16 protein-coding genes are annotated in these 26212 nt (G+C 29.2%); 4 read left to right on the forward strand and 12 right to left on the reverse strand.

Annotated elements, in window-relative coordinates; translation table 11 throughout:
- Positions 1 to 2 precede the first annotated feature (2 nt).
- The 6 genes from recO to DAD81_RS04355 all read right to left on the reverse strand — a co-directional run bounded on the left by recO (position 3) and on the right by DAD81_RS04355 (position 13453).
- Positions 3 to 719 (reverse strand): DNA repair protein RecO, encoded by a 717-nt coding sequence (gene recO / locus DAD81_RS04330; RefSeq protein WP_111707007.1) that lies wholly within the window; start codon positions 717 to 719, stop codon positions 3 to 5.
- A 2-nt stretch (positions 720 to 721) separates the two neighbouring features.
- Entirely contained in the window at positions 722 to 2995 is a 2274-nt protein-coding gene (gene porZ / locus DAD81_RS04335; protein ID WP_111707008.1) for a type IX secretion system anionic LPS delivery protein PorZ, read from the reverse strand.
- Between the two features lie 355 nt (positions 2996 to 3350).
- On the reverse strand, positions 3351 to 4679 hold the full coding sequence (locus DAD81_RS04340; protein WP_111707009.1) for a sensor histidine kinase: 1329 nt from the start codon (positions 4677 to 4679) through the stop codon (positions 3351 to 3353).
- Between the two features lie 3 nt (positions 4680 to 4682).
- Positions 4683 to 5420, reverse strand: a complete 738-nt coding sequence (locus tag DAD81_RS04345; protein ID WP_111707010.1) for a LytR/AlgR family response regulator transcription factor — start codon at positions 5418 to 5420, stop codon at positions 4683 to 4685.
- A 69-nt stretch (positions 5421 to 5489) separates the two neighbouring features.
- Positions 5490 to 7841, reverse strand: coding sequence for a penicillin-binding protein 1C (pbpC, locus tag DAD81_RS04350; RefSeq protein WP_394340149.1), 2352 nt, complete (start codon positions 7839 to 7841; stop codon positions 5490 to 5492).
- A gap of 32 nt (positions 7842 to 7873) precedes the next feature.
- A complete protein-coding gene (locus DAD81_RS04355; protein ID WP_111707012.1) occupies positions 7874 to 13453 on the reverse strand; it encodes an alpha-2-macroglobulin family protein in 5580 nt (1859 codons plus the stop codon).
- 229 nt (positions 13454 to 13682) lie between these two features.
- On the opposite strand from DAD81_RS04355, the gene DAD81_RS04360 reads away from it, so the two are divergent.
- Positions 13683 to 16067, forward strand: coding sequence for an erythromycin esterase family protein (locus tag DAD81_RS04360; RefSeq protein ID WP_111707013.1), 2385 nt, complete (start codon positions 13683 to 13685; stop codon positions 16065 to 16067).
- Positions 16068 to 16070: 3 nt separating this feature from the next.
- Here the strand turns inward: DAD81_RS04360 and trhA are convergent, their stop codons facing one another.
- Positions 16071 to 16724 (reverse strand): PAQR family membrane homeostasis protein TrhA, encoded by a 654-nt coding sequence (gene trhA, locus DAD81_RS04365; RefSeq protein ID WP_111707014.1) that lies wholly within the window; start codon positions 16722 to 16724, stop codon positions 16071 to 16073.
- Between the two features lie 49 nt (positions 16725 to 16773).
- The gene (locus DAD81_RS04370; RefSeq protein ID WP_317047311.1) at positions 16774 to 17496 is read right to left on the reverse strand and encodes a lysophospholipid acyltransferase family protein; all 723 of its coding nucleotides are present in this window, start codon (positions 17494 to 17496) and stop codon (positions 16774 to 16776) included.
- Positions 17497 to 17582: 86 nt separating this feature from the next.
- Between DAD81_RS04370 and DAD81_RS04375 the strand changes: the two genes are divergently transcribed.
- The 3 genes from DAD81_RS04375 (at position 17583) to DAD81_RS04385 (ending at position 20061) form a co-directional block, all read left to right on the forward strand.
- Positions 17583 to 17819 carry a GlsB/YeaQ/YmgE family stress response membrane protein gene (locus DAD81_RS04375; RefSeq protein WP_111707016.1) on the forward strand — a complete coding sequence of 79 codons (237 nt, stop codon included), beginning with the start codon at positions 17583 to 17585 and terminating at the stop codon, positions 17817 to 17819.
- A gap of 90 nt (positions 17820 to 17909) precedes the next feature.
- On the forward strand, positions 17910 to 18878 hold the full coding sequence (gene trpS / locus DAD81_RS04380) for a tryptophan--tRNA ligase (RefSeq protein WP_111707017.1): 969 nt from the start codon (positions 17910 to 17912) through the stop codon (positions 18876 to 18878).
- A 10-nt stretch (positions 18879 to 18888) separates the two neighbouring features.
- Positions 18889 to 20061 (forward strand): DUF418 domain-containing protein, encoded by a 1173-nt coding sequence (locus tag DAD81_RS04385; RefSeq protein ID WP_111707018.1) that lies wholly within the window; start codon positions 18889 to 18891, stop codon positions 20059 to 20061.
- A 16-nt stretch (positions 20062 to 20077) separates the two neighbouring features.
- Here DAD81_RS04385 and DAD81_RS04390 read toward each other — a convergent pair whose 3' ends face one another.
- From DAD81_RS04390 to DAD81_RS04405, 4 genes are all read right to left on the reverse strand, one after another.
- Positions 20078 to 21199, reverse strand: a complete 1122-nt coding sequence (locus DAD81_RS04390) for a PepSY-associated TM helix domain-containing protein (RefSeq protein WP_111707019.1) — start codon at positions 21197 to 21199, stop codon at positions 20078 to 20080.
- Between the two features lie 166 nt (positions 21200 to 21365).
- The gene (locus tag DAD81_RS21120; protein ID WP_111707020.1) at positions 21366 to 23789 is read right to left on the reverse strand and encodes a TonB-dependent receptor domain-containing protein; all 2424 of its coding nucleotides are present in this window, start codon (positions 23787 to 23789) and stop codon (positions 21366 to 21368) included.
- Positions 23790 to 24152: 363 nt separating this feature from the next.
- Complete coding sequence (gene ccsA, locus DAD81_RS04400; RefSeq protein WP_111707021.1) at positions 24153 to 24956, reverse strand: cytochrome c biogenesis protein CcsA; 804 nt, start codon at positions 24954 to 24956, stop codon at positions 24153 to 24155.
- Positions 24956 to 26209, reverse strand: coding sequence for a cytochrome c biogenesis protein ResB (locus DAD81_RS04405; protein ID WP_111707022.1), 1254 nt, complete (start codon positions 26207 to 26209; stop codon positions 24956 to 24958). Before DAD81_RS04405 ends, ccsA begins: the two co-directional genes overlap by 1 nt.
- Positions 26210 to 26212: the final 3 nt, after the last annotated feature.

Consider the following 26212-nt stretch of genomic DNA (forward strand, 5'->3'; position numbering starts at 1 on the left):
GTTTAGTTGAATACAGACTTTAATACATTTAATGATTTTGGTTTTCTAAAACCTTCTAAATGCAATTCGAAATATTGAATTAAAATAGACAAAACATTCTGCCTATTAGATGCATTAAAATTAACTTCGTGTATTGCATCAAAATTTATGCCTAACAGCCTTTTAAACTGATCTAATTTTTCACCTGAAACTGTATTTGAACTGGAACTACTAATAAACCTACCTTCTAACATATCAAAATATAATAAATTCACAGAATTTAACTTTGGATAAAAGCCTAAATACTTAGTTAGATTTAGTAAAAAAAGTAAATGAAAATTTGAAATATTAGAGTGCATATCTAACCATAAAAAAGAGGTCTCTAAATACTCAAAAAGAGCCTCGTTCTTTTCTTCTTCCTTAATTGAATAATACAATACTTCTGATAAAAATAACGCTATAGATTGTTTTTTTATATCGCTATAAATAGTGCCGTAAAAATTTATAATTTCAACATCTCTAATACTATTTAACGCTCCTCTGTTATTATGGTTTGCAGTTAAATTTAACTGCATTAAAGGCTGAAAATAAGCTGTTTTAACTTTTGCTTTCTTTGCTTTTAATACACCTTTTAACATGTACGTTTTTAACCCACAACTATTTGTGTAACAAGTTGCTATTAAACTGGTATCTCCATATTTAATAGTGTTAATAACTATTGCTTTTGTAGTTTCAATCATTTTTAATTGATAATAGCAATCTTAGCTATAGAAGTTTTTTGTCTCTCAGAATCAATTAAAAGAACAATGTATACTCCTGAAGCAACTTTTCTTCCTGCTAAATTTGTTTTGTTCCAAATAATTTTTCCACCAGAAGATTCTTCACCTTCTTTAACATTGGTTTCGAACACTAAATTACCTGCAGTATCAACAATCTTTAAATTAGTACCCTTAGGTAAATGCGCTCCATTCCTTCCATCTATAGTTATAAACTCATTATTTTTAGTTGAGGGATTGGGATAAGCGTAAACCTCAGTTAAAGACTCTCCATATTCAGCTACATCACTATTAAAAGCAACAATACCTTTTGAAGTAGCAAAGTAAACTTTTCCAGATTCTTTATCAATTTCAATTTTATTAATTGCATTTGAAGGAAGTGGTGAATTATTTACATTAAAATTATGTAATGTTGTTTTACCATCTGGGTTTGTCATTAGCACCCCTCCATTTGAAGTTCCAAACCATTTATTATTTGCGCCATCAATAGCTATTGTATTTACAGGCTGATCACCCAATAATTTTTTAGCTATACCAGAATCATTTAAAATAATAACAGGTTCAGCATCAATATTTAGGTCACTCAATACATTTGCAGCATTATATAATACAACTAATCCTTTTAGTGTTCCAATCCATACTCTATTATTCTCATCTGCCTGAATCGCTCTTACATTAGGATCTGGTAAAGAACCTTTTGTTTGCTCTGTTACCAACGCTCTTTTTTTCTCTCCATTTTCATTAAAAACCAATGCTCCATTTCTTCTAGAGCCAATCCAAATATTATTTGCATTGTCAACTATTAATCCTCCTAAACCTAAAGCCCCACTTGTCATAATTGAACTCATATCAAATTCATCCCATGTTCCATCTGCGCTATACTTTTTTAATCGTTTATCAACCCAAGAATTTGCAATCCATAAGTTTCCATCTTTATCAAATGCAGAACCATTAATTCTTGTTCTCCATTCTAAACCACTATTTAAATGTGTCCAGTGGTCAGTAATAATATTATTCTCAACAACTAACATCCCATTTCCGTAGGAGCTAATAAAAACTTTATTAATATTATCAGGATCAAAAGTAACATTAACCAAGTTAGTTACTTTAAAATCTTTATAAGGAATGTTTATCCAGTTATCCCCATTAAAATGGTCAATACTCCTAGCTAAATTTCTAGGTGCATATGCACCGTCATAAGCTCCATATACCACCCACAAGTTTTCATTCTTAACTGAAATTGAAAATGGCAAATTAGATGTTGGACCCATTGGGTGAATTTCTTCAAAATTTGGTATACCTTCTTTAGTGCTTTTTAACAAACCAAACTCTTGTGTAGCTATATAAAGTAAGTTATCCTCAAAAAAAGAAGTATTAAAGTTTGCATAAAAAGGCTGACTCGAATTAGTACTATATCTAAATTCTTCAATGTCAGATGAATTTAAAATATAAACCGCTCTTTGTGTGGTAATAGCTAAATTAGCTTTAGAAGAATTCAATTTCTTTATAGTTTGAAAATTCTTAACTAATTGTAATTGATTATTATAAAATTTATATAATGAACCACCTTTTGAAACATAAACCTGTCCATTAAAAATTTCAATTGCTGAAAAGTTACCTGTAAAATATTGATTCCAACTATTAAAATCAATTAAATTAGGGCTTGAAACATCAGCTGTAAAAATTCCATTTTCAGTAACTGCATAAATAACATTTTCATTAACTTTTACTTGGTTTACTTTTATTTCAGAAGATTGATCTCCAATAAAAAAAGTATCTCCGAATTGTAAATCTTTAATATTGTATTCTATAATCGCAAATGCTGTAGAAATATATAATTTATCACCATATTCATAAATATTGTTAATACGCTTATCTCCAGAATAATTAAAATTAACAATATCCTTTGCTATGGAAATATTATTTTTTTTATCTACTATTTCTATAAGCCCCGTTTCATAACCTATAATAAGCTTTTCATTAGCTTTGCTATAAAACAAACAAGAAGTTTCTTCTCCTGAAAGGCCATTAACCGAAGATAGTTTAGAATTCTCTCCATTTAATAAATTGTGTATAAATACGGCATTATCAACTATAGAATAGATATTTTCATCAATTTTAATAAAATCTTTTACGTTATTATAGGAATAGAAATCTTCCCATTTATTTGAGTAATCAATTTGAGCCCAGATACTTGTATTAAAAAGTAAAACTAGTAATATTTGAATTATTTTTTTCATATATAAATTCAAATATATCTATTAAAAATTTAAAAGGAAAGATATTAATTAGATAAAACTTTAGGCAAAAAAAAACCTCGAACATTGTAATACGTTACTACAATGTTCAAGGAATAAATAAATCAACCCCAAAGACTTATTTAATGTTTTTAATGTAAAAAGTCAAAACCCCTCTTGACTATAATACACTGTAAAGATACACATAATTAACAATTATTAATTACAAATAAACAAACGCTACTAAAAAATTAATAAATGGAGTATTTAATTAAACAAATGGAGAAATCGCCTTATAAAACAAATGTTTTTCCGTAATAAAATCAAGTAAATCACATAATTGACAGTAAAATAGCCTTTAAAGTAAAGGGAATTTGATAGAAACCTGCGTACCTGTCGCTGTACTAGACGAAATATCTTTAGTGACTATATATACGTCTTTCTTTTGATATAACATCCTAATTCTATTCTCAGTTGCTTCAGCTCCAAAAAACTTACGTTTATTGGACATATTATTAGAAAGCTCCTTTGCTTTATTAATTCCTATTCCATTATCTAAAACTTCACATAAAACACTATTCCCTTCTTTCTTAATAGAAAGTTTAATCATTTTATCTCCTTCTTTTTTCATAATCCCGTGCCATATGGAATTCTCAATAAAAGGTTGCAAAAACATAGGAGGTACTTTTATATTATTTAAATTTATTTCATCTCCTACAATTACGTGGTATTCAAACCCACCTTTTACACGCATTTGCTCTAATTTAATATATAAGTCTAGTAATCTTAATTCCTCTGAAAGAGTTGATGTAGGACTTGATGAACTATTTAATATAGCTCTTATTAATTTTGAAAATTTAGTGATATAATCTGACGCTTTTTCCACCTCATTTTTTATCACGAAATTATTTATTGAATTTAATGAATTAAACAAGAAATGTGGATTCATTTGACTTTGCAAAGCAGTCATTTTTAACTCCTCCATTTCTTTTAGCTTTATAGCTAATCTAACTTCAGCATTCTTACTTTTTTGTTCAAATCTTTTTATTGTAAAACCAATTATTATTGAAAAAATTATACATTGTAAAAATGCCCCAATGTATAGAAAAAATATTGGGTGAACTCCTTTACTAATAAAAAATTCTTTACCTATAATTACTTCTGAAAAAGTAATATTAGCTAAGATTAAATATATTGCGGATCCAACTACAAAATATTTCGAAAAATCATCTTTAATTCTTGTGAAAATTATATAATATGATATAATTGTAAAAATTGTTAAGAGAGGAGCTACAAATGTAAAAACCTTAATTTGAAAATTATATCCTAAAGCAAATTGAATTAAAATAAAAAATGGAGATAATATTAAGAGGGTAACTGTTTCAATTGAAAAATACCTATCCCATTTAATTAAATAAGTTCTGGTTTCTAATAAATGCCTAGCAAAAGAAATATAAGCTGCATATGCCAAAAATTGAATTGTAAAATTCACATATTTGTATATTTCACTTACAAAACCATAACTAATACCGTTTAAAAAATAAATAGTTAAAGCAAGTAAATACAAGCTATAATATAAGTATAATTTACTTTTATTTTGAAAATAAATTAAAAAATGATAAATAAACAAAACGAATAAACCGCCCCTAATCCAGGAATATATTTCAGAATGAACGTCTAATAACATTCCTTAATCCAGATAAAGTTTTTTGAATAATTCCGCCTTTCTATTTCTACTTATACTAGCTGTTAAACCATTAGTCATGATTAATTCACCACCTAATCCCTTTAAATATTCTTTAACATGATTTAAATTAATTAAATATGAATTATGAACTCTAAAAAAGTTTGGAAACAAGAATTTCTTTTCAACTTCTTTTAAAGTTTTGGAAACTAAAATTTGCTGCTCAGATTTTAAGTAAATTGTAGTATAACTTTTATCCGATTTTAACATAACAACATCATCTTTATCTAATAAATAAACCTTTCCATCTGCTGAAATGTTTATCTTATCATTGTTGTCGTTCAAATTATTTAATAAAAGCTGTAATTTATTTTCAAGAAAATCTCCTTTTCTAGACATATTTATTTTCTCAACTGAAGCCAATAATTCATCTTTATCAACTGGTTTCAATAAATAATCTATTGCTGAAACTTTAATTGCTTTTAACGCAAACTCATCATGAGCTGTCGTAAAAATTAAATTAAAATCTCTGTTTTCTAATTTTTCAATCATCGTAAATCCATCCATCTCAGGCATTTGAATGTCTAGAAAAACTACATCAGGTTTCATCTCATTTATAATCCCGATAGCTTTCACAGGTGAATTACAAGTAGTAACTTCAATATTTTCAACATATTTCGTTAATTTCCACTCAAGAGCTTCTAAGGCATCCTGTTCGTCATCAACAAGTAGAATTTGCATCATAATATTTAGGGCTGGCGTTGATTAATTATTCTGCAAGATACAATTTTTGATTACATCCTCAAAAACTTATTATCTAATTTCAATTTTGCCATAAATTTCATTACCAAATTCATCAACCACTGTGAGTAAAAATTGCCCCTTCTTTGGCAGAACTTCAATTTCATGAAAACCCTGAGTTTCCCTTAAAAATTCATTGTTTAAATACCAAAAAACTTTTGTTTCTGGATTTGAATGAACTAATTTAAATACAATTGGCAATTGGTTTTCAGAGAAATCTTTAGCTATATAAAAAGTCTCATTTTCTTTTGGACTAATAAATTCCATTTTAGCTTTATCTTCACTAGAACAATCACTTCTAAAACTTGGCAATAATCTATAAAATGGATTACTTTTTTCGTAATAAAATTCCATTAATGGCGGTAACACAAACCAACTTTTATGCACCATATTACTTAGTTTTTCACAAGAGGTATTAACCTGGTATTGTTCATTTTTATCTAAATGTACCCATAAATGATATGGACAAGGTTTTGTTTTTAAGCCTGCTCGTTGCACAAAAACAGAATCTTTTTGTTCGCAAATTTCACTTGCTCTATAACCGCTTTTACTACAAATAGGAATTTTTACTAACTCATCAAAAGGTTTTTCAAACCAACTATTTTGAGGTAAATAATTAAACACATCAAAAAGAATTGGTGCAGCCGTTGAAACTCCTACCAAACCAGGCCTACCTTCTCCATCTGCATTTCCAACCCAAACACCAACCACATACTTCTTAGTTGCTCCAATTGCCCAAGCATCTCTATAACCAAAACTTGTTCCTGTTTTCCAAGCAATTTTATTTGCATCATCAAAAAACTCCCAATTTTGTTCTCCTTCTGGTCTATTTACCTTGTTTAAACTTTCAAAAGTTAAATACGAGGATCCTGCATCAAAAAGGGTTTTTTCTATTGATATTTTTCCGAAATTGGGTTTAAAATTTTTTAAATATGAAGGTTCTAAAAATTCATTGGTATAATATTTTCCTTGAGTATCATCATAATGATTAATTGTTGAAGCCATTGAAGCATAGCTTTTACTTAAATCCCATAAATTACTTTCTGCCCCACCTAAAATTAACGATAATCCATAATGGTTGGCATTAAATTTTATGTCTTTTAACTTCAACTCTTTTAAATAATGGTAAAACCTATCCAAACCAAAACTCTGCAACATTTTAACCGCAGGTATATTTAATGAACGTGACAAAGCTTTACTTGCAGGAACAGCTCCAGAAAATTTTTTATTAAAATTCTCTGGCTTATAACTCGCAATCTGAGTTGGTACATCTGCAACTAACGTATTAGGCAATAAATCTCCAGCATCTAGCATTGCAGCATACAAAAAAGGCTTTAAAATACTACCAGTACTCCTTGGCTTGTCTATAATATCAACATCTTTTTGGTGTTTTTTTGAAGTTGGGGAATTTCCAACATATGCCAAAACTTGTCGTGTTTCAATATCTAAAACCAACACAGCAATATTGTAAATTTCATTCTTACTTAATTCGTTATAATGTGTTTTTACAATTTCATTTACATTATGTTGTAAGCCTATCTTTACAGAAGTTTTAATCCGTTTCCCTTTTGAATCCTCAACTACTTTTTGAAGTAAATGTTTTGCCATTTGAGGAATTTGATAAGGTTTTTGTGGTAATTCTTCTTCTAACGCTAATTCATAAGTTAGTTTATCTATAATTTCTTCATCAAATAATTTTTTTAACAAACGGTTTCTCTTCAATAATAATTTTTGTTGATTCTTACCTGGATATATTAAACTTGGTGCATTTGGTAAAACTGCTAAGGTTGCGCTTTCAGCCCAAGACAGTTCATTTGAAAACCGACCAAAATATCGCCACGAAGCTACATCCAAACCTACAACGTTTCCACCAAAAGGTGCATTTGAGGAATACAATGAAAGTATTTTTTCTTTTGAATAACGAAGCTCTAATCGAGTTGCTAAAACCAATTCCTTTAATTTCTCAAAATAGGTTCTTTTTTTATTTTTTCGAGACAATCTAATTACTTGCTGCGTAATTGTACTCCCTCCTCTTTTTACTTTTTTAGATTTTATATTTTCAGAAAGTGCTTTAAATATTGAAATAGGGTTAAATCCCGGATGTTTATAAAAATAAGCATCTTCAAAATTTACAATACATTGCTGAAATTTATACGGAACACTATCATTTTGAGGAAACCTCCACTGTCCATCTTCAGCAATTTTAGCACCTAATAATTCACCTTCAACACTTTCAATAACTGTTGAAGTAGGACTTTTAAATAACTGTTTTGGTAACGAAAAATAATAAGCCGTTATTAAAATAACGGCTATTATTAATTTAATTTTATGTTTTGAAATTATATTCATTAAAAATTTCATCATTCCAAAATAAATTCAGGTTGACGAATCTAAAGTTATTTTATTACCTCAATCCATTTACCAGTTGTACGGGTAAAATAATCATTATCATACATTGCTTCTGCTTGAACTCCGTATAAATAATAATTACCTAAATACGATGCGTTCAATAATACTTTAAACGTTTTAGATTTATTCTTACTTAAGTTGAAATAAAAGTTAACTCTGTCATCTCTAATATCCGTAAAATTAGCATTTCCTGTCGCTGTGTTTCCAAAATCTGTAAAACGCGTGTTTACAATTTCCCATCCCGAAGGGAAAATTTCTGTTAAAGCAATGTCATACACATCTTCTGGTTTTAAATTACTCACAGTAACTTCAGCAACAAACTCTGTTCCTTGTGAAAGTTTAGAAATATCAAGCGTTTTCCCTTTTGAATCTTTATAACTTACTGTTACACCTAAACCACGTTTTTCAGAAATTTCTTTTCCTAATGGTAAAATTCCAGAATTCAATACATTTACAAATACTAAATTACTTTCGGCATTCGTAATTGTTATAAAATTAGCTCCTTCAATAACTTTTAAATCTCTTTGTGCAATAGCAAACTCTGTAATTACACTTTCTTGTTTTCCTCCATTAATTACATACTTTAATTTAACAAATTTCCCTCCATTAACCTCTACCATTTTTGCCATTGAAAGCAAACTATATGCAGTAGTTTGCGTACTCATCCAGCTTTTTGAAGACAAGCGTTTTGCTATTAGTTTTGCCAACTCTCTAGATTGTTTATCGCCAGTTAACAACATTGTTTCCATTGCCATTGCACGGTTTCTATCTACTGAACCATATGTGTAATAATCATATCTTGATGAAGTAAAATTAATGTTTGCTGTATTTGCTATTTTAATTGCTGCTTCCTTTTGACTCGCCAATGCATATGCAGCAGCCAAACGCCATTTTGCGTTGTTTGAAAGCTCACTAAACTCACGTAAACGGTTCATAGCACCTAAATCTGGATGCCCTGCTAAAGCCAATGTATATAATCTATACGCTTGTGCTAAATCTGAATTATAACTCTTATAACTAGGTCTCCAATCACGAGCAGCTTGTTTTTGATATTTTAACCAATTACTCATAAAAGTTAATGGTAATACAAATCCTTTTTTCTCGGCTTCAATCATAAAATGACCAGCGTAACTTGTTCCCCAATCATTTGCTGAATTTTGTCCCATCCAATAACTTAAACCTCCACTTGGAGTTTGAAAATCGCCTAAACGCTCAATTCCATTTTTAATATTATCGGTCATTTTTTGTTTTTGCTGCATAGGTAAATCAAAAATATCGCCTAAATATAACTGCGGAAATACACTTGAAGTTGTCTGCTCCACGCAACCGTGAGGATACTGAATTAAATATTGTAATCTTCTTGTAAAATCCATTGCTGGCAACGTAGAAAATTCTACAGTTGCGGTATTGCTTCCTTTTATTCCGAAGGTTTCAAAATTAATAGTTTGTGTAGCATTTGGTTCTAACTCAACCGCAATTGATTTAGATGAAATTGGATTTGGATTTACCACATCAATCTCAACTTTATAAATAGATTTTTCTCCATTTCCTTGGGCAATCACTTCAATTGTCCCAATTCCTTTTGCTTCAGAAACATCTAAATTAAAATATGCCATTTTTTCATCAGGATTAGCAAAAGTTAGTTTTTGATTTTGCTCTCCAATAACTTTAATTCCATCAGATAATTTTAAACTTACTATTACATTTTTCACCTTATTTTCCATAGCAAAAACAGTAACAGGTAATGTTACTTTTTCACCCGGACTTAACTTTCTTGGTAAAGATGACAATACCATTAACGGTTTACGAACCGGAGTTGTTTCATCAATTTTTCCATAAGCTCCTTTCGCATTATCACCTGCAATAACCATAGTTCTTACCGAACCAATATATTTTGGTAATTGAATGTTGTGCGAAGTTGTTTTTCCTTTTGTTAACACAAACGGACCCATATAACGCACCACAGGTTTAAACCTGTTTGCTTTTTTGTTTTTTCCTGCCGCCGCATCACCATCACCACCAATAGCAAATACTTGTTCAATACTTCCACCAAAAGCCCCAATAACATCATCAAAAATATCCCAAGTTTTTACACCTAAAGCTTCACGAGTATAAAATGCATCCCAAATTTGAGGTGTTTTAAAACGAGTTAAATCTAACAATCCTTCTTCAACAATAGCAATTGTATAGGTCATTCGCTTACCTGATTTTTCACTTACTTTTAAGGTGAATTTTTCTTCAGGTTTTAACACTTTTGGCATTTTAATTTGTGGTTCTAATCGTGTTGATGGATCTTCAACCAAAATAGGAATAACACCATATAAACGCAACGGTAAATCATTGGCCGTGCTTGCGTGCGGTTGCAATAGTGAAATGTTTATAAACACATTTGGTGTCATTTCTGAAGTAATAGGAATTTCAACCGTTGTTTCGCCTTTTTGTGTTTTTTGCCAAACGGTTTGTAATACTTCTGTTCCGTTTTCAATACTTATTAAAGCCCTTCCTTCGGTTCCTGATGGGAACGTAACTTTAGCAGTTTCCCCAACATTGTAGTTTTCTTTATCTGCTGAAAAAACTAACATTTTTGAAGCTTCAGGATCGTTAGTTGGCCGTTTCCACCAATTTTTATAGAAATAAGCCGTTCTACCTGTTGCGTGACCACTTTTATGGTCCATTACTCTTATTAAAAATCGTCCTCCATCATTATCCGGAACATTAATTGTAAAAGCTCCTTTTCCTTCTAAATTAGTATTTACTTTTAGTTTTTTGAAAGGTTTATGATATTTATTACCATCATAAGAAGAAATATCATCATAGGAAGAACTCCACCACCAACGCCATTTAATTTGATAAACTTCAACTTCTAATCCATTCCTAGCAACTGGTTTTCCATCTTTAGTAACTGTTGCAACATTAAACGTTACATTATCATCGGTTTCAAAAGAGCCGTAACGTTTTGCTTTGGGAGATTTTAACCCAACAAATGAGCTATAAGGCGCATAATTTTTGGAAATAACATCCATTGAAAAATCACCACCGTTTTCAAAAGCTTTGGTTAAAAAAGCTACTTTTAGCATTCCAGGCGCTTTTCCTTTTAAGTTTACCTTTTTATTAATGTTTGCATTTCCTGAAACATCTAATTTATTATCAAAAATCACTAATTCTTCACTATTAAAATCTCGTGTAGGATCGTTAAAAATATAATCTGGAAATTGTTTTGAAAAAGCACTTGAATTATTACTAAACTTCGCTTTAACTTCTGTTCTAATATTCTTTGCAGGAGCTCCGTGTAACCAATTTACTTGTAACTCTCCATTAATTGGTTTTGTATTGGTTAAAACTTCTTCCTTAAAATCAATTTTAATTTTTAAACGGTTTGGTTTTACCGTTTCAACTTTTAATGACTTGTGAAATTTAGCACCACCAACACTAATATTAGCATTCCAATTTCCTGTTGGATCCGTATCTGATGTTGGTACTGAAAATTTGTAAAAACCATTTACATTAGTTGCCGTAACTTGCTTGTTAGTTAATTTTCCACGCGCATCAGTTACTTCTAATTTTACTGGATGAGATTTTGGTAATGGATTTGCATTGTCGTTCAACACAAAAGTTAAATGAATTGAATCTCCTGGACGCCAAACTCCGCGTTCACCATACATAAATCCTTTTAAGCCTTTCTGTAATTTTTTACCCGAAACATTAAACTTACTTAACGATAATGAATGACCATCGTCTAATTTTATATACGTTTTATTTGTTTTATCTGAAATAATGGCGAAATAAGCATTTTTATTAACGTCCATTTTAATTATTCCTTGATTGTTAGTTATTGCATTTGCAATTTCTTGCTGTTGGTAGTTATAAATTGCAACTTTTGCACCCGAAACTGGATTGGTTGTTAAAATGTTTGTTACGGCAAAAAAGTACGATTTGTTGGATCCTTTTTTAGCAATTACTCCCAAATTGGAAGCTAAAATGTTTGCTGAAACTATTCTATCATTATTATCGTAATACGCCTTCTTACAGGGGTTACTTCTATCATCCCAATTGTAATAATTATTGCTGTAACTGTAAATTAAATTATCCCAATATTGCTCTTCTCGTTCATCTAATTCAGCTGCTTGTTGCGTGGAATATTCGTGTTCATTATAATAATATTCATCTTCATAATTATTACCATACCCATTTTCTTCACTTGAAACAACACCCTCTCCATCACAAGTATACAATGAATATTCTTGTTTAATACTTAATTCAACTCTATAAATAGCGCCAGGGTCAGCCTTTATCATTTTTGATAAATCAATAGCGTATGCTTTCCATTTTCCGTTATTATCAAGTTCATTTTTAACAAGTTTAACAGTTTTTATAGCTACTCGCCTACCCACTCTCCTAATATTATACCGGTTACTGCTTCCTAAGCTATTTTCTTGTAAAAATTGCAAAATATTATCTTCAAATATTTTAATAACCCTAACATCAACTGCTTTTAAATTAACAGCTTCAAAATTGAATTTTAAATCGTTAGAATTTGGTAAAATAACTCCGTTGGATATTAACCTAATTGCAGGTTTTAGTTGTTCAAAAGCAACAGTTTCTGAAAAGGATTTTTTTAATTTATAACCATCTGTACTTTTAATTCCTTGAAAAACATCAACAAGTACATTTCCAACAACTCTAGTATCTGGGTATACTTTTAGTACGTTTCCATCAACAACATATTTTAAATTTTTTGCGTTTTTCACAGCAATTAAACCTTTAAAATTTTGTTGTTTTTGAAGAGGGTCTGAAAAGTTGATATTTAAATGCTGTTCTGGAGATTGAAAAACTTCAACATTTACAATTGAAAAGTTATTTTTTCCTGGAATATTTAATTGGTTTTTACCATCATTATCAACGTTTATAGCTTTTCCATTCCAAGAAACTTCAATGTTAGAATCATCTTCAAAACGATGAATACTATCAATTATAAAATTGAAATTTGTACTTATAGAATCTGCATTTTTCCAATTAATTTTTAATTTTTTATCATTTTGTTCTGCTGAAATTAATTTTTGAGCATCTACCAAATCTAAAATATCAGCCGTTTTTAAAACACCTTCAACATATTGCCATTCTTTACTGTAGGATTGTAAATTGTTTGTGGTAATATTAAAATTTTGCTCAAGTGTTTTAAATTTAAACGTATACGTTTTATATTCTGAAGTAACATTTGCATATAATTTTCCTAACTTAACAGTTACCGAATATTCTGTATTTGGTTGTAACCTTTCAGAGGGTTGAAACAACAAACTACGAGTATTTAAAGCCAATAGTTCTCCACTAATACTAGGTGAAATGTTAACTATGTTTTTTGATACTTTTTCATTAGAAACCCACCCTTCAACTTCTTTAGCTAAATCAATTCTAATGGGTTCAGCTACAGAAACTGCACCAGAAGTTGTATAATTAATATACTCTTTAAACTTAAATAAATTGTTAGTGGATTCTTGTGGTTTTTCATCTTTACAAGAAATGATTGCGACACTTAATAATAGTGTAAAAATTACTTTTTGAAATTTCATTTTTTGGGTACAGTTTTTTTTTAGCAAATTTTTATAAAATTAATTAAAATTGTTCAATTACATATAGGTTTGTTCCTTTAATTAATTGTTACAAAAAGTATTTTATTATGGGATATTGGCTATATTTTAACAAGCTAAGCATAAAAGCCTCCTTATTTTATAAACTTCTGTTAATATTTAATTTATCATCTAAAACAAAAACTTAGTTGCATTAATATTGCTATAAAAAATGAAAAAGCCATTTATTGTAACTTTTATACTATTTAGTATCATAATTTATTCTCAAGAATTAAAAACTATTAAGTTACTTCCACCCGAATCAAAAGAACATTCCGATTTACATTTTCTAAAGAATGAATTGCAAGAAAAACGACTTGTAATGTTAGGTGAAATTACACATATGTATGGAAACGTTTTTGAGATGAAATCTCGTGTGGTTGAGTATTTACATAAAGAATTAGGGTTTAATACCATTGCTATGGAATCTTCAATGTATGATTTGTGGCTGTTGAATAAAAATGGATTCAACTCTAAAGGATTTAACAATGCTATTTGGGGTGTTTGGTCTGGTTCAGTTGAATTTCAAAGACTTGTAAAAAACATTGAAAAAAATAAGATTAAAGTTATTGGTTTCGATTCTCAATTTAATAATAATATTCCATCATTTATTGATAATTTCTTTCATTATTGCGCTAATAACAACATACAATTTACCTTAAACAGAAATGATTTAGCTATTGCTATTGAAGGTGTTTTAGAACACACTTCATATGACGAATATGATATTAAATTTTCAAATTATGAAAAAGAACTAAATAGAATTATAACAACTATTGGATTATTTAAAAATACAGAACAAAACTATTATTGGTTACAGTTTACAAAAAACATTCTTGCTTGTTCCAAAGATGCATTCTATAATAAGAAAGAGATTTTAACTACAGATTTTGGTAATAAAAACTACAATTATAGAGATGCACAAATGGCTAACAATTTATTAAGTTATATGAGCAGGAACCCTAACGAAAAAGTAATTTGTTGGGCGGATAATATTCATATAATTAATTCTATTTCAAGTGTACAAAAGCCCATTATAAAAGACTTTATTTCAATGGGTAATCATATTAAAAAAGTTCTTAAAAATAAAGTTTATAGTTTGGCAACCATTCATGCAAATGATTCTCTTTTTGAAAAAGGTAAATGGTATGAAACTCCAATTGTTAAAAATTCTTTTGAGGATAAACTAAAATCCTTCAAAATGCCATACATTTTTGTAAGTTCCAATCAAGAGGCAATGAAAATACCTCAACAAACAAGACTTTTAAACATTATTGATTTTACAGAGGCAAGATTAGACCAACTTCACGATGGTTATATTTTTATTGAAAATGCAACAATCCCAACAAGTGAAATTGAAGATTACAGAGATACAAATTCAAAAAAACTTTTAGTTATCTCAAAAAATATAAATTCAAAAACAGATAAAAACAGACTCCTAAAAGGTCAAGTAATTGATTTTGAAACAGGTGAACCAATTCCCTATTCAAACATTATTATGAAAAAAGAAGAAATATATAGAGTTGCTGATGAAAATGGATATTTTGAGTTACCAATATCAAATAAAATATTAGAAAAATCAATGGTAAATATAACTTCTATAGGTTATGAAAATAAAGCCATTCTTCTTTCTAAATTCAAAAATAAAATAAATCTTAAACCAATATTTGAGAAACTTAATGAAGTAGTTATTAAAGCTAAAGCTTCACCAAAAGTGATACTTCAAAAAGCAATTAAAGCTATAAAAAACAATCATCCAATAAAGCCATTTAATTTTAAAAGGTATGCAAATATTATTATTAATAAAAATGATAAAACTTTATTAAATTTAGAGTTAGTTACAAAAGATTACGACCAGGGCTATCTTTCCCCTTATGTTATTACACAAAAGGTAGAACAAATAAAATATAACAAAAATCTATATCCTAAAAAGTATAAATACACTTCTCAATTTTATCAAATGAGAGAAAATGCAATTAGATATGCCAATATTCTTCATAAAAGAAAAAATAAAAAGTTTGAACTTCATTTTATAAAATCTAATCAATCAGAAAAGGACAATTTTTATATTATAGAATTTAAAACCGATAGAAATAAATGGAATTATACAAATAGATTTTATCCCGCCAAATATTCAGGTAAGGTTTTTATAAACAAAGATAATTTTGCTATTGTAAAAGTTATTGAAAATTGGGAAACAACATTAAATAAAGCTGAAATTGAAAACTATTTTAAAGGTTATAAAGAATATAGCAATGTTAAAGAATTTAAAAATAAAGAGGAAACTATTTGCACCTATTCTAAAAATATAAATGGTAAATACTATGCATCCCGTTTTTTTAATAGAAGATATGTTGAAACTTTAGATGAAGAAAACCATATAGAAAATTCTGTATTTGAAACAGTTTCAAATTTCTACAATTTTGAACTAAAAAACATTGAACCTATTGTATATGAGCACAATATTAAAAAATTTACAAAATTAAATAGCGTGTCTTTTCATCCAATTTTTTGGGATTCATTTTATAAACAGCACCCAAAATTAAAGAATTATTAGAGCTTACTTTTTTATAGGCAAGACATAAAAAAATATGGAGATAAAGTGACAAAAACTTCCTATTAAAACAAAAACATGAAAGATTGCATGGTTGTATTTTATACTTTTAATGCTATATAATACCGCTCCAATTGTATATGCAAATCCACCTCCAAATAACCATATTAAACCTTCAAATGGTAAATTATTAATTAATGGTTTTATAGCAAAAATAATTACCCAACCCATTAATACATAAGCCATTGTTGAAATTTTATCGAACCTTCCTGTATAAAATAATTTTAATATTACACCTATAATTGCTAAACCCCAAGAAACTCCAAAAATAGTCCAGCCAATCCAACCTTTTAAAACAACCAATGCAAAAGGAGTGTAAGTACCTGCTATTAAAATATAAATAGATGCATGGTCAAGTATATTTAACTTATAACGTAATTTAGGTAATTCTGAATAATGATAAAATGTAGAAGCAGCATATAATAAAATTAAACTTGCTCCGTAAATACTAAAACTTATTACATGCCAGATATTCCCGTATAGACTAGAGTAAACAACCAGTAAAACCAATGCTATTACACTTAAAACTAACCCTATACCATGTGAAAGCACATTTAGTTTTTCCTCTTTTGGATTGTAATATTTAATTTTCTTGTTCATTTAAATAATAAAGGTATAAAAATTACTTCACCTACAATACTTTTTTCAACTACTGATATAAACCGCTTTTAACAACATTAAAAGTTTTTTGTTTTAAACTTTCTCTATCTTTTAACGTTAAACCTTTAGTTTCAATAATTGGATGAACTTTTACACGAAGTTTACCTGGGCTTCCACTAAAAAAGGTATATGATAATCGCTTTTTACAATCCATAAAAGACAAAGGAACAATAGGAATCTGAAACTCAATTGCCAACCTAAAAGCACCATTTTTAAAAGTATCTAAAATTATACTTTCATCATCTGGAACAAGGCCTTCAGGGAAAATACAAACATCAACACCATTAGCAAGTCTTCTTCTAGCTTCATCATAAACAGCTATTCTACTTTTTGAATTATTACGATCTACAATAATACATGTACGCTTGTAAAAAAAACCAAAAATAGGAATCCTCGTCAATTCTTTTTTACCAACAAAAACAAATGGATTTTTTGCAATTGAAAGCATCACCATAATATCAATCATTGATGTATGATTTGGACAATATACATAACTTCTTGCTCCATTTTGAAGTTTATTATCTGTTAAAACAACTTTAAACCCCATAACAAATAAAATAGTATTTGCCCAAGCCCGTGCAATTTTAAAAAAAATAGGATATAATTTTTCAGATGAAGTAACTACTAATAAAATAGGAATTACTGGTATAATGGTAAACAATACCCAGCAATAAAACCAACAACGCCAAAAAATGTAAAAAATAAATTTCATAAGCATCAAATGTAAAAATTTAGGCTAACTTCTCCTTAAAAATTATTAATTTCATACTATTATTAATAATTAAACTCTAAAAATAAATGTTATACTCAATTATAATTGGTGGGCTTGCTGGTTGGCTTGCAGGCAACCTAATGAAAGGTGGCGGCTACGGACTTTTAAAAAATATTATACTTGGTATTATAGGTGGGTTGCTTGGTGGATGGCTCTTTAATAAATTAGGAGTTTCTATTTTAAACGGTATTCTTGGAGATTTATTAGAAGGTGTTATTGGAGCTGTTATTATTATGTCTATTGCAGGAGCAATTAAAAAATAAAAGTATTTTAAATAAATCTTTTTAAGCGGCTTCTACCGCTTTTTTTATGTAATTGAAATATGTACTTTTGTTGAACTTAAAAACAATTAGATGTCAAGAATTTTAACCGGTGTTCAAAGTACAGGAACACCACACTTAGGAAACTTATTAGGAGCAATTATACCAGCCATAAAAATGGCAAATAATTCTAAAGAAGAATCTTTTTTATTTATTGCTGATTTGCATTCATTAACGCAAATAAAAAATGGTAAAGAGTTAAGAGAAAACACTTATAATGTAGCAGCAACATGGCTTGCTTGTGGATTGGATGTTGAAAAAAATGTTTTTTACAGACAAAGTGATATTCCTGAAACAACTGAACTTTCTTGGTATTTAAGTTGCTTTTTTCCATACCAAAGATTAACGTTAGCACATAGTTTTAAAGATAAATCAGACAGATTAGAGGATGTAAATGCGGGTTTATTTGCATACCCAATGTTAATGGCCGCAGATATTTTATTATACGATGCAGAAATTGTTCCTGTAGGGAAAGATCAATTACAACATTTAGAAATTACCCGTGATGTTGCAAACAGGTTTAACCATCAAATGGGAGATACATTAGTTCCGCCAGAAGCAAAAATTCAAGAAGGAACAATGTGGGTACCAGGAACTGATGGTGGAAAAATGAGTAAATCTAGTGGTAATATTATCAATATATTTTTACCAGACAAACAGTTGCGTAAACAAGTAATGAAAATTAAAACAGATTCTACTCCTTTAGAAGATCCTAAAAATCCGGATACCTGTAATTTGTTTGCTCTTTATAAATTACTAGCTTCAGAAGCTCAAATTGAAGAAATGAGAGCAAATTATGAAGGTGGAAATTATGGTTATGGACACGCAAAACAAGCTTTTTATGAATTGTTAGTAGATAAATTTTCTGAAGAAAGAGCTCGTTACAATTATTACATGGAAAACCTTGATGAAATTGATAAAGCATTAGCTATTGGAGCTAAAAAAGCAAAAATAGTTGCCTCTGATGTACTTAAAAGAGTTAGAACTAAACTAGGTTACTAAACCATAAATTATGGAAACTTTAAACACAAAACAAAGACTCTTAAATGTTGATGCATTAAGAGGCTTTGCGTTGGTTTCCATAATGCTTTTACATAATTTAGAACACTTCGATTTTTATTTTAAACCCAAAAATTCACCTAATTGGCTTATTCAATTAGATCAAAGTATTTGGGATACTACTTTTTTCCTTTTCGCAGGAAAATCATATGCTATGTTTGCCTTTTTGTTTGGTGTTACTTTTTTTATTCAAATGAATAATCAAGCAAAAAAAGGTAAAGATTTTAGACTCCGTTTTATTTGGAGATTACTATTACTTTTTATTTTTGGAACTATAAACTCTGCTTTTTATCAAGGAGATATATTAACACTTTACGCTTTTGTAGGTTTGTTTTTAATTCCGTTTGCTAAAATGGATTCCAAAGCAGTTATAATAGTGGCATTTATCCTCTTTTTACAACCTTTTGAGTTAAGTAGACTAATTTACTATTTTCAAAATACGACAATAGAAATTAGCAATCCAGGATCTTGGGCTTATTTTGGAAAAATGAAAGAATATATACCTGGTGATTCTCTTTTAGAAACCTTAAAAGGTAATTTAACCAATGGTAAAAAAGCCGTTTGGTTATGGAGCTGGGAGAACGGAAGATTCTTACATTTACTTTGCCTTTTTATACTTGGAATGATAGCTTCAAAAAAGAACTTATTTGTGTTAACAGCTAAAAATAAAAAGTTTTGGCTTCGCGTATTTTTTGTCTCATTTATGATGTTTATTCCGTTGTATTTTATTCAAAAAGATTCTATAGGTTTAATTGAAAGCAAAACAATTAGAACTATTTTTAAAGCTATTGAAAAATCTTGGACCAATTTTGCTTTTACCTTTGTATTATTATCTGGTTTTTTACTGTTGTATTTTTCAAAATTCTGGCAAAAAGTATTAAATGTCTTTTCTCCAATGGGAAAAATGAGCTTATCTAATTACATATTTCAAACCGTTATTGGAACAACACTTTATTACGGATTTGGCTTTGGATTGTACAAATATACTGGCGCAACTTATAGCTTTTTAATAGGAATTGGCTGTTCAATACTTCTCATATTATTTAGTAAATGGTGGATGAAAAACCATAAGCGTGGACCTTTAGAACAACTTTGGCATAATTTAACATGGTTGAATTCAAAATAGTGGATTTAACAGCTATTTAGTGTTTCTTCTTATACTTACGGCCATACCATAACAAAACTCCTGTTACAGGTAAACTTGCAGTAATTAAACTAATTAAAAATGCTATAATTTTCCCAGCTATTCCACCTATTGCTCCAATATGAATATCATAATTCATACGGATTAATTTATCTGCAAACTTGGCATCTTTATATTTACCAAAAATGGTTTCCGTTTCAATTTCCTCTAACGTATTTTGATCAAAAAATCGATAGTCAGAATTATAATACAAACCTTCACTATTAGAAACTTCAACATAAATACTTGAGTCTTCTGTTTCAGGATAATGCAATTCAAAACTATTAGCTTTAGGTGATTCAGTTTGAAGTTTTACAATTAAATAGTCTATTGGTAATGTTTTGCTATCAACAGCTGTTTTTTCACTTGTATTTTCAGGTATAATAAATGCAGGAACCTTATCACCTCCAGAAGAAACATACACCACATATTTTAACCAGTTATATGATATTGTTGCACCTGTAAAAGCAGCTACTAAGGCAAAAGTACAGGCATAAAACCCAACTACAGTATGTAAATCGAAGTTTTTTCGTTTCCATTTTGTTGTAGACTTCCAATCAAATTTTAACCGTTGTTTTAAGGTTTTTCGCTTTTTAGGAATCCACAGTACAAAGCCTGAAATAATAATTAAAATAAAAGTAAGTATTGATGCTCCAACCACTTGTTCTCCAATTTCTTTTGGCAACCATAACCGCATATGACCTTTTAAAATAAAAGCAAAAAACCCACTTAAATGATTGTCTGTTTGAATGACTTCACCTGAATAAGGGTTTAAGAAAACACTTTGGTAAAACTCTGGTTTTGCATCGTAAAAAATAACTTCAATCGCATCATCTGCTTTTTTAAAAACTGTACCATGAACTGTATTGTTTGGAAAAATTTCTTTTGCTATAGTTTTTACCTCTGTTGGTGTTAAAATAGCTTTGTTTTGCGGTTCAACTTTTTTGTATTGATTGTATGTACTTTCTATTTCACTTCTAAAAGCCCAACAACAACCAGTTATTGATACTATAAATACAACAACACCTGTAACTAAACCAAGTATTTTATGAATTGAAAGAATGGTTTTTCTATATTTCATCTGAAAAAAATAAAGAGAAATGGGCGTCTAAAAAGTGTTGAATAACGTCATTCTGAATTTATTTCAGAATCTTATCATACTCATAAATAATTACTATGAGAACCTGAAACAAGTTCAGTTTGACGAAAAATTTACTTCTTAGACGACCATTTATTAATTAATATATCTAAAACTTATAATCTAACGTAGCTATAAATGCTCTTGTTTGTTGCGGAGTTACTGTACTCCAGCCAGAGTAGTATTCTTTATCGTTTAAATTGTTACCTTTTACGCTAACTCTAAACTTACTGGTTTCATAATATACAGATGCATTAAAAACGGTATATGCAGGTAAATCGAAACCACCAGAATTTGTATAATCACTCATAGTATTATAACTACTTACTCCATTAAAACCAGCTCCAAAACCAAGGTTTTTAGCAAAACCTTTGGTAATTTTATAATCTCCCCAAAAATTATATATAACGTCTGAACCAGATTCTGCAGGTCGTAAACCAATTAAATCTGGTCTAGAAGCAGATTTTATAACTTCAGCATTGTTATAACTAAATCCACCTCTTAAATTAAGGCCTTTTGTTGGACTTGCGTTTAACTCCAATTCAACACCGTTGCTATTTACGGTTGCATCTTGTTTTTTTGAAGCTCCAAAACCCATTATTTTATCTTTAACTTTAATGTCATAATAATTTAAAGTAGCTTCTAATCTATTATTAAAAAGATTTGTTTTAACTCCAAATTCTAGTTGATTTGCACGTTCTAAATCATAAGATTGTAAAACTGTTCCAGCAGAAGGATTGCTTAAATCAACAGGAACTAATTCTGGATTTACATATGAGAAACTATTTTGGTAATTACCGAAAATCGATAGCTTATTTACAATAGGCTGATAAACTACACCAAATTTAGGAGACCAAGTTGATTCATTAAATGCTTGTAAATCATCTGAAGGATCATTCAAATCTCCTTCGTACTTAAACCTATCAAAACGAATACTCGCCATTGCAGATAATTTAGGAGTTATTTTTGCAACATTAGATGCATACGCTCCAAAAACATTTTGTTTTGTTTTAATATTTGAATTTCCAATACCTGCTAATACTGTATATAAATTAGCTGCTGAAATTTCAGGCTCTCCATAAATGAGATCTCCTTGCGTATTAACTGTATGTAAATAGCCCCAGTTAGAACCATTATCAATAATTGTTGTTTGTAAAAAATCGAATCCAACTAAAAATTTATTTTGTAAATCTCCAATTTTAAACTCTCCTACAAAGTTTTGCTGAAGGTTAAATGTTTTTGTTTTAGCATCAGTTTCTTGAGCATACAATGCAAAATTTGGAGTTCCTGCAGGGTTTGAAACATCTGTCCAATCAGCAGAATTCCATAAATACGTATAAAATCCACTTGATTTTGCGGTTCCACCTGCAATAATTGTTTGAGAAGACCAATTGTTTGAAAGTTTATATGCTATTTCACCTTTATAGTTTTGAGTAGGGTTTTCAATAACTACATCATCATTTGTAAGAGATTTATTAGGGTTATAATTTAATTCATCAATTGTATTAAATACCAATGGAGCAGACCTGTTTAAAAATAAAAAGGTTTGGTTTGTTTGCTCGTTTTCTGAAGCTTCATAAGATAGGTTAAACGTTAAATTGTTATTTACCTTATAAGTAAGTGATGGTGCTATAAAAACAGATTTTTTGTAACCGTTATCTTGAAAACTATCTTCTTCTTGATAGCCAGTATTTAAACGAAACGATACGTTTTCTTTATTACTTAAATTAATATCTGCATTTACTTTTCTAAAACCAAAAGAACCTCCAGCAACGGTAACGCTTCCTCCAAAACTATTGTATGGTTTTTTAGTAACTATGTTAATTAACCCTCCATAAGAAGTTAGTGTACTACCAAACAACGTTGCTGAAGGCCCTTTAATAACCTCAACACGCTCTACATTTGATGGGTTTATAAATCCATTTGTAATTCCTGAAACTCCGTTTACTAATTGTGGTTGCACAGAAAATCCACGAATACTATAATAACCAGCTCCATCTCCACTTCTACCAGTAGAAGACCATAATTTATCTACGCCAACGGCATTTTTTAAAGCATCTTCAAAACTATTGGCTGATTGTGATACTAATAATTGATTTGTAATTGTACTATAAACTTGAGAATTATCAATGTTTTTAAGTGGCATTTTAGCTACATAGGCACTTTGTTTTCTTGAAAATTTATTATTTCTTGCACTTTCAATTACAACTTCATTTAAAATTTCATTTCCTTCATAAAGTTTAATTGTTTTTAAATCTATTGCATTATTGTTTGAAATAGTAATCTTTATTTCTCTTGTTTTATACCCAATATTAGAAATTGATAAAATATAATCTCCGTCCTGTAGATTTTGTATTTCAAAATACCCTTTATTGTTTGAAAGTGTACCTTTTGTTGTGTTTTTTAAAATAATATTTACACTATATAATGGATTATTATTGTTGTTTGTTATAATACCTTTTACGCCTCCGTTTTGTGAAAACATAATGGTTGAAAGTATTAAAAATAGTAATGTAGTTAATTGTTTTTTCATCTTATTTTTATTTAGACTAATTATAAATAAGAGGCAAATGTAACATGTATCACTAAACTAACAAAGCTTATTTAGAATAATTTTAAATAAGCTGATAAATGTCAGTTATTGCTTTTAAAACAATATTTCCGTTAGAGTAAAAAGTAGAATAATTTACTAAAGTTCCGTATAATAAATCTCTACAACATAGAATAGCACATTTAAAATTGCGTAAAGGATAGAACGCATGTTTAAGCTCTTTTTAAGTTGTTTTTCAACTAAAAAAAGCGAGTAGTGATAGCCTGACCCGAAGGGAAACGCCCAAAAAATAATTTAATTATAACTATGATGAGATACGGAAACAACTTCAGTATGATGAAATAATTAATACTGTGTATAAGTATGCACACTTGTATTAGCTACCGGTAAATAATTTACTCCAAACCAACAAACTAATAAAACCACAAAAGCTAATGCCAAAATAGTGAGTGCTTGTTTACTGTTTTGAGAATGAAAATAACGGTAATGAATGTATATTAAATAGCCCATCCAAGTTAAAAATGCCCAAACTTCTTTAGGATCCCAGGTCCAGTAATGTCCCCAAGCTTCTTTTGCCCATAATGCTCCAAATAACAACCCTAAAGTTAAAAATGCAAAACCAATATATACTAGATTATCAGCAAGTTTTAAAGTTTCAATTTTGAAATTTCCATTATAATTATCGTACCAACCTTTAATTGCAACAATACTTGATGCTGCTAAAACTGCATAAGAAAATAAATACACCAACACATGTGGTATAAACCACGGACTTTGTAATGCTGGCATTAAGGTTTTTGAATAGGTTTCTGGATTTAAATAATTGATAGCTAAAAACATACTTGCCATGGCAATACTGTAGGCTAAAAACCATTTATATTTCCAACGAGCATAGGTTACAAAACCAATTAAAGGTAAAAAAGTAGCATACCAAAGTCTAGTTTCGCCCAAAGTTCGCATTGGAGGCCGATCTAGCTCAAGCCATAATTTAACTACAAAAACTATCATAACCGCCCAACCTACAACAAATAATGCATTGGCAATTTTAAAAACTGCTTGTTTTTTGTACGAAACAACTAAAAATACCAAACCAATTATCCAAAGGATAACAATGATTGAACTATATAAGGGAAAGTCTATCCAAGTCATTATTCTTTATTTTTAGTTATTTTATTTCCCATCCAAAACATATATATAGCGCCAGCAATCATCATAAAAATCCCAATATATATAAGTGGTAGCCATGGGTCTTTTACAAGCTCTAAAACGCTTAAATTGCTCCATTTTCCCATTTTATCATCATAACTAAGCTGGTAAATTTTCCAACCTTTGTACTTAAAAGGTTTATTTACTTCTAATACTGTACTAATTCGATCACCTTCTCTGGTTAAAATATCAATATCTGAACTAAACTTTTTCACTTCAGGAATTGTCATTACCACTGAATAGTCTTCGCTTATTTTAAGAGATTCATAAGGATAGCGGAAACTTCCACTACTTATCCAAGCAGATTGAATTGAATCGTTTTCAACGTTTTTTACTGAAATTTTTGCTGCTGGAGATGAACCTACTTCGTTAACAGCTTCATATCTCATCCCAAAACGAATAGCATTTGGTAAAAAATCTTCAATTTTAACCTCAAAATTATGAAAATAATATGTTTCTCCTTTTTCAACTAAATAAAGGTTTTTACCATCGTTATGCGCAATACTTCCTGTTTTATTATCTACTAAGGCTAATTTTGGATTGTATTCTTCTATTAAAAAATCTTTTAAATAAAAGGCAAAAGGCAATTCAACTTTTTCATTTTTATAAGAATCTGTTGCAATCCAACTTGGTTTTCCTTCATACACATTTAAAGACAAACGTTGTAAATCTCCAGTTCCTAAAACACCTGCGGTTAACGCTAAAAAAAGTCCGGTATGGTTTAATATAAAACCAAAATTAGACCATTTAAATTGTAGCAATCTTTTTATTGAAATTAAACCCAAACAGGTTACAAATTGGAACAAGATTAATAAAAATGCCCAATTACTTGTTATGTGGTTTAAACCTAAATTATTTATAATCCTATTTTCTGAAGGTATTTGAGGTATAATTCCCATTATCATAACTAGCACTGTTACCAAAACAATACTTGATATTGAAGCGGGTACTTTTGTAAGCCAACGAATAATTTGTGAATTTGTAAACCATTTATACAATACAAATAGCAATATAATATAACCTCCTAAAAAGATTACATTGTATGGATATGCAATTGTAAATACACTAGTAGAAGTACTAAAAACCTCTAAAAAAAGTCCGGTTATTATTAAACCTATTCCTATAAAAAAAGATTCAACGTAACCCCAGGGATTTTCCCATAAATTACGTTGAATCTTTATATTATTTTCACTCATATA

The organism is Lutibacter citreus (assembly GCF_003260195.1).
GTDB lineage: Bacteria > Bacteroidota > Bacteroidia > Flavobacteriales > Flavobacteriaceae > Lutibacter > Lutibacter citreus.

Bases quoted from the DNA above. Each gene is read 5' to 3' on its own strand.
- recO (WP_111707007.1), bottom strand. From the start codon at position 719: ATGATTGAAACTACAAAAGCAATAGTTATTAACACTATTAAATATGGA.
- porZ (WP_111707008.1), bottom strand. From the start codon at position 2,995: ATGAAAAAAATAATTCAAATATTACTAGTTTTACTTTTTAATACAAGT.
- DAD81_RS04340 (WP_111707009.1), bottom strand. From the start codon at position 4,679: ATGTTATTAGACGTTCATTCTGAAATATATTCCTGGATTAGGGGCGGT.
- DAD81_RS04345 (WP_111707010.1), bottom strand. From the start codon at position 5,420: ATGATGCAAATTCTACTTGTTGATGACGAACAGGATGCCTTAGAAGCT.
- pbpC (WP_394340149.1), bottom strand. From the start codon at position 7,841: ATGATGAAATTTTTAATGAATATAATTTCAAAACATAAAATTAAATTA.
- DAD81_RS04355 (WP_111707012.1), bottom strand. From the start codon at position 13,453: ATGAAATTTCAAAAAGTAATTTTTACACTATTATTAAGTGTCGCAATC.
- DAD81_RS04360 (WP_111707013.1), top strand. From the start codon at position 13,683: ATGAAAAAGCCATTTATTGTAACTTTTATACTATTTAGTATCATAATT.
- trhA (WP_111707014.1), bottom strand. From the start codon at position 16,724: ATGAACAAGAAAATTAAATATTACAATCCAAAAGAGGAAAAACTAAAT.
- DAD81_RS04370 (WP_317047311.1), bottom strand. From the start codon at position 17,496: ATGAAATTTATTTTTTACATTTTTTGGCGTTGTTGGTTTTATTGCTGG.
- DAD81_RS04375 (WP_111707016.1), top strand. From the start codon at position 17,583: ATGTTATACTCAATTATAATTGGTGGGCTTGCTGGTTGGCTTGCAGGC.
- trpS (WP_111707017.1), top strand. From the start codon at position 17,910: ATGTCAAGAATTTTAACCGGTGTTCAAAGTACAGGAACACCACACTTA.
- DAD81_RS04385 (WP_111707018.1), top strand. From the start codon at position 18,889: ATGGAAACTTTAAACACAAAACAAAGACTCTTAAATGTTGATGCATTA.
- DAD81_RS04390 (WP_111707019.1), bottom strand. From the start codon at position 21,199: ATGAAATATAGAAAAACCATTCTTTCAATTCATAAAATACTTGGTTTA.
- DAD81_RS21120 (WP_111707020.1), bottom strand. From the start codon at position 23,789: ATGAAAAAACAATTAACTACATTACTATTTTTAATACTTTCAACCATT.
- ccsA (WP_111707021.1), bottom strand. From the start codon at position 24,956: ATGACTTGGATAGACTTTCCCTTATATAGTTCAATCATTGTTATCCTT.
- DAD81_RS04405 (WP_111707022.1), bottom strand. From the start codon at position 26,209: ATGAGTGAAAATAATATAAAGATTCAACGTAATTTATGGGAAAATCCC.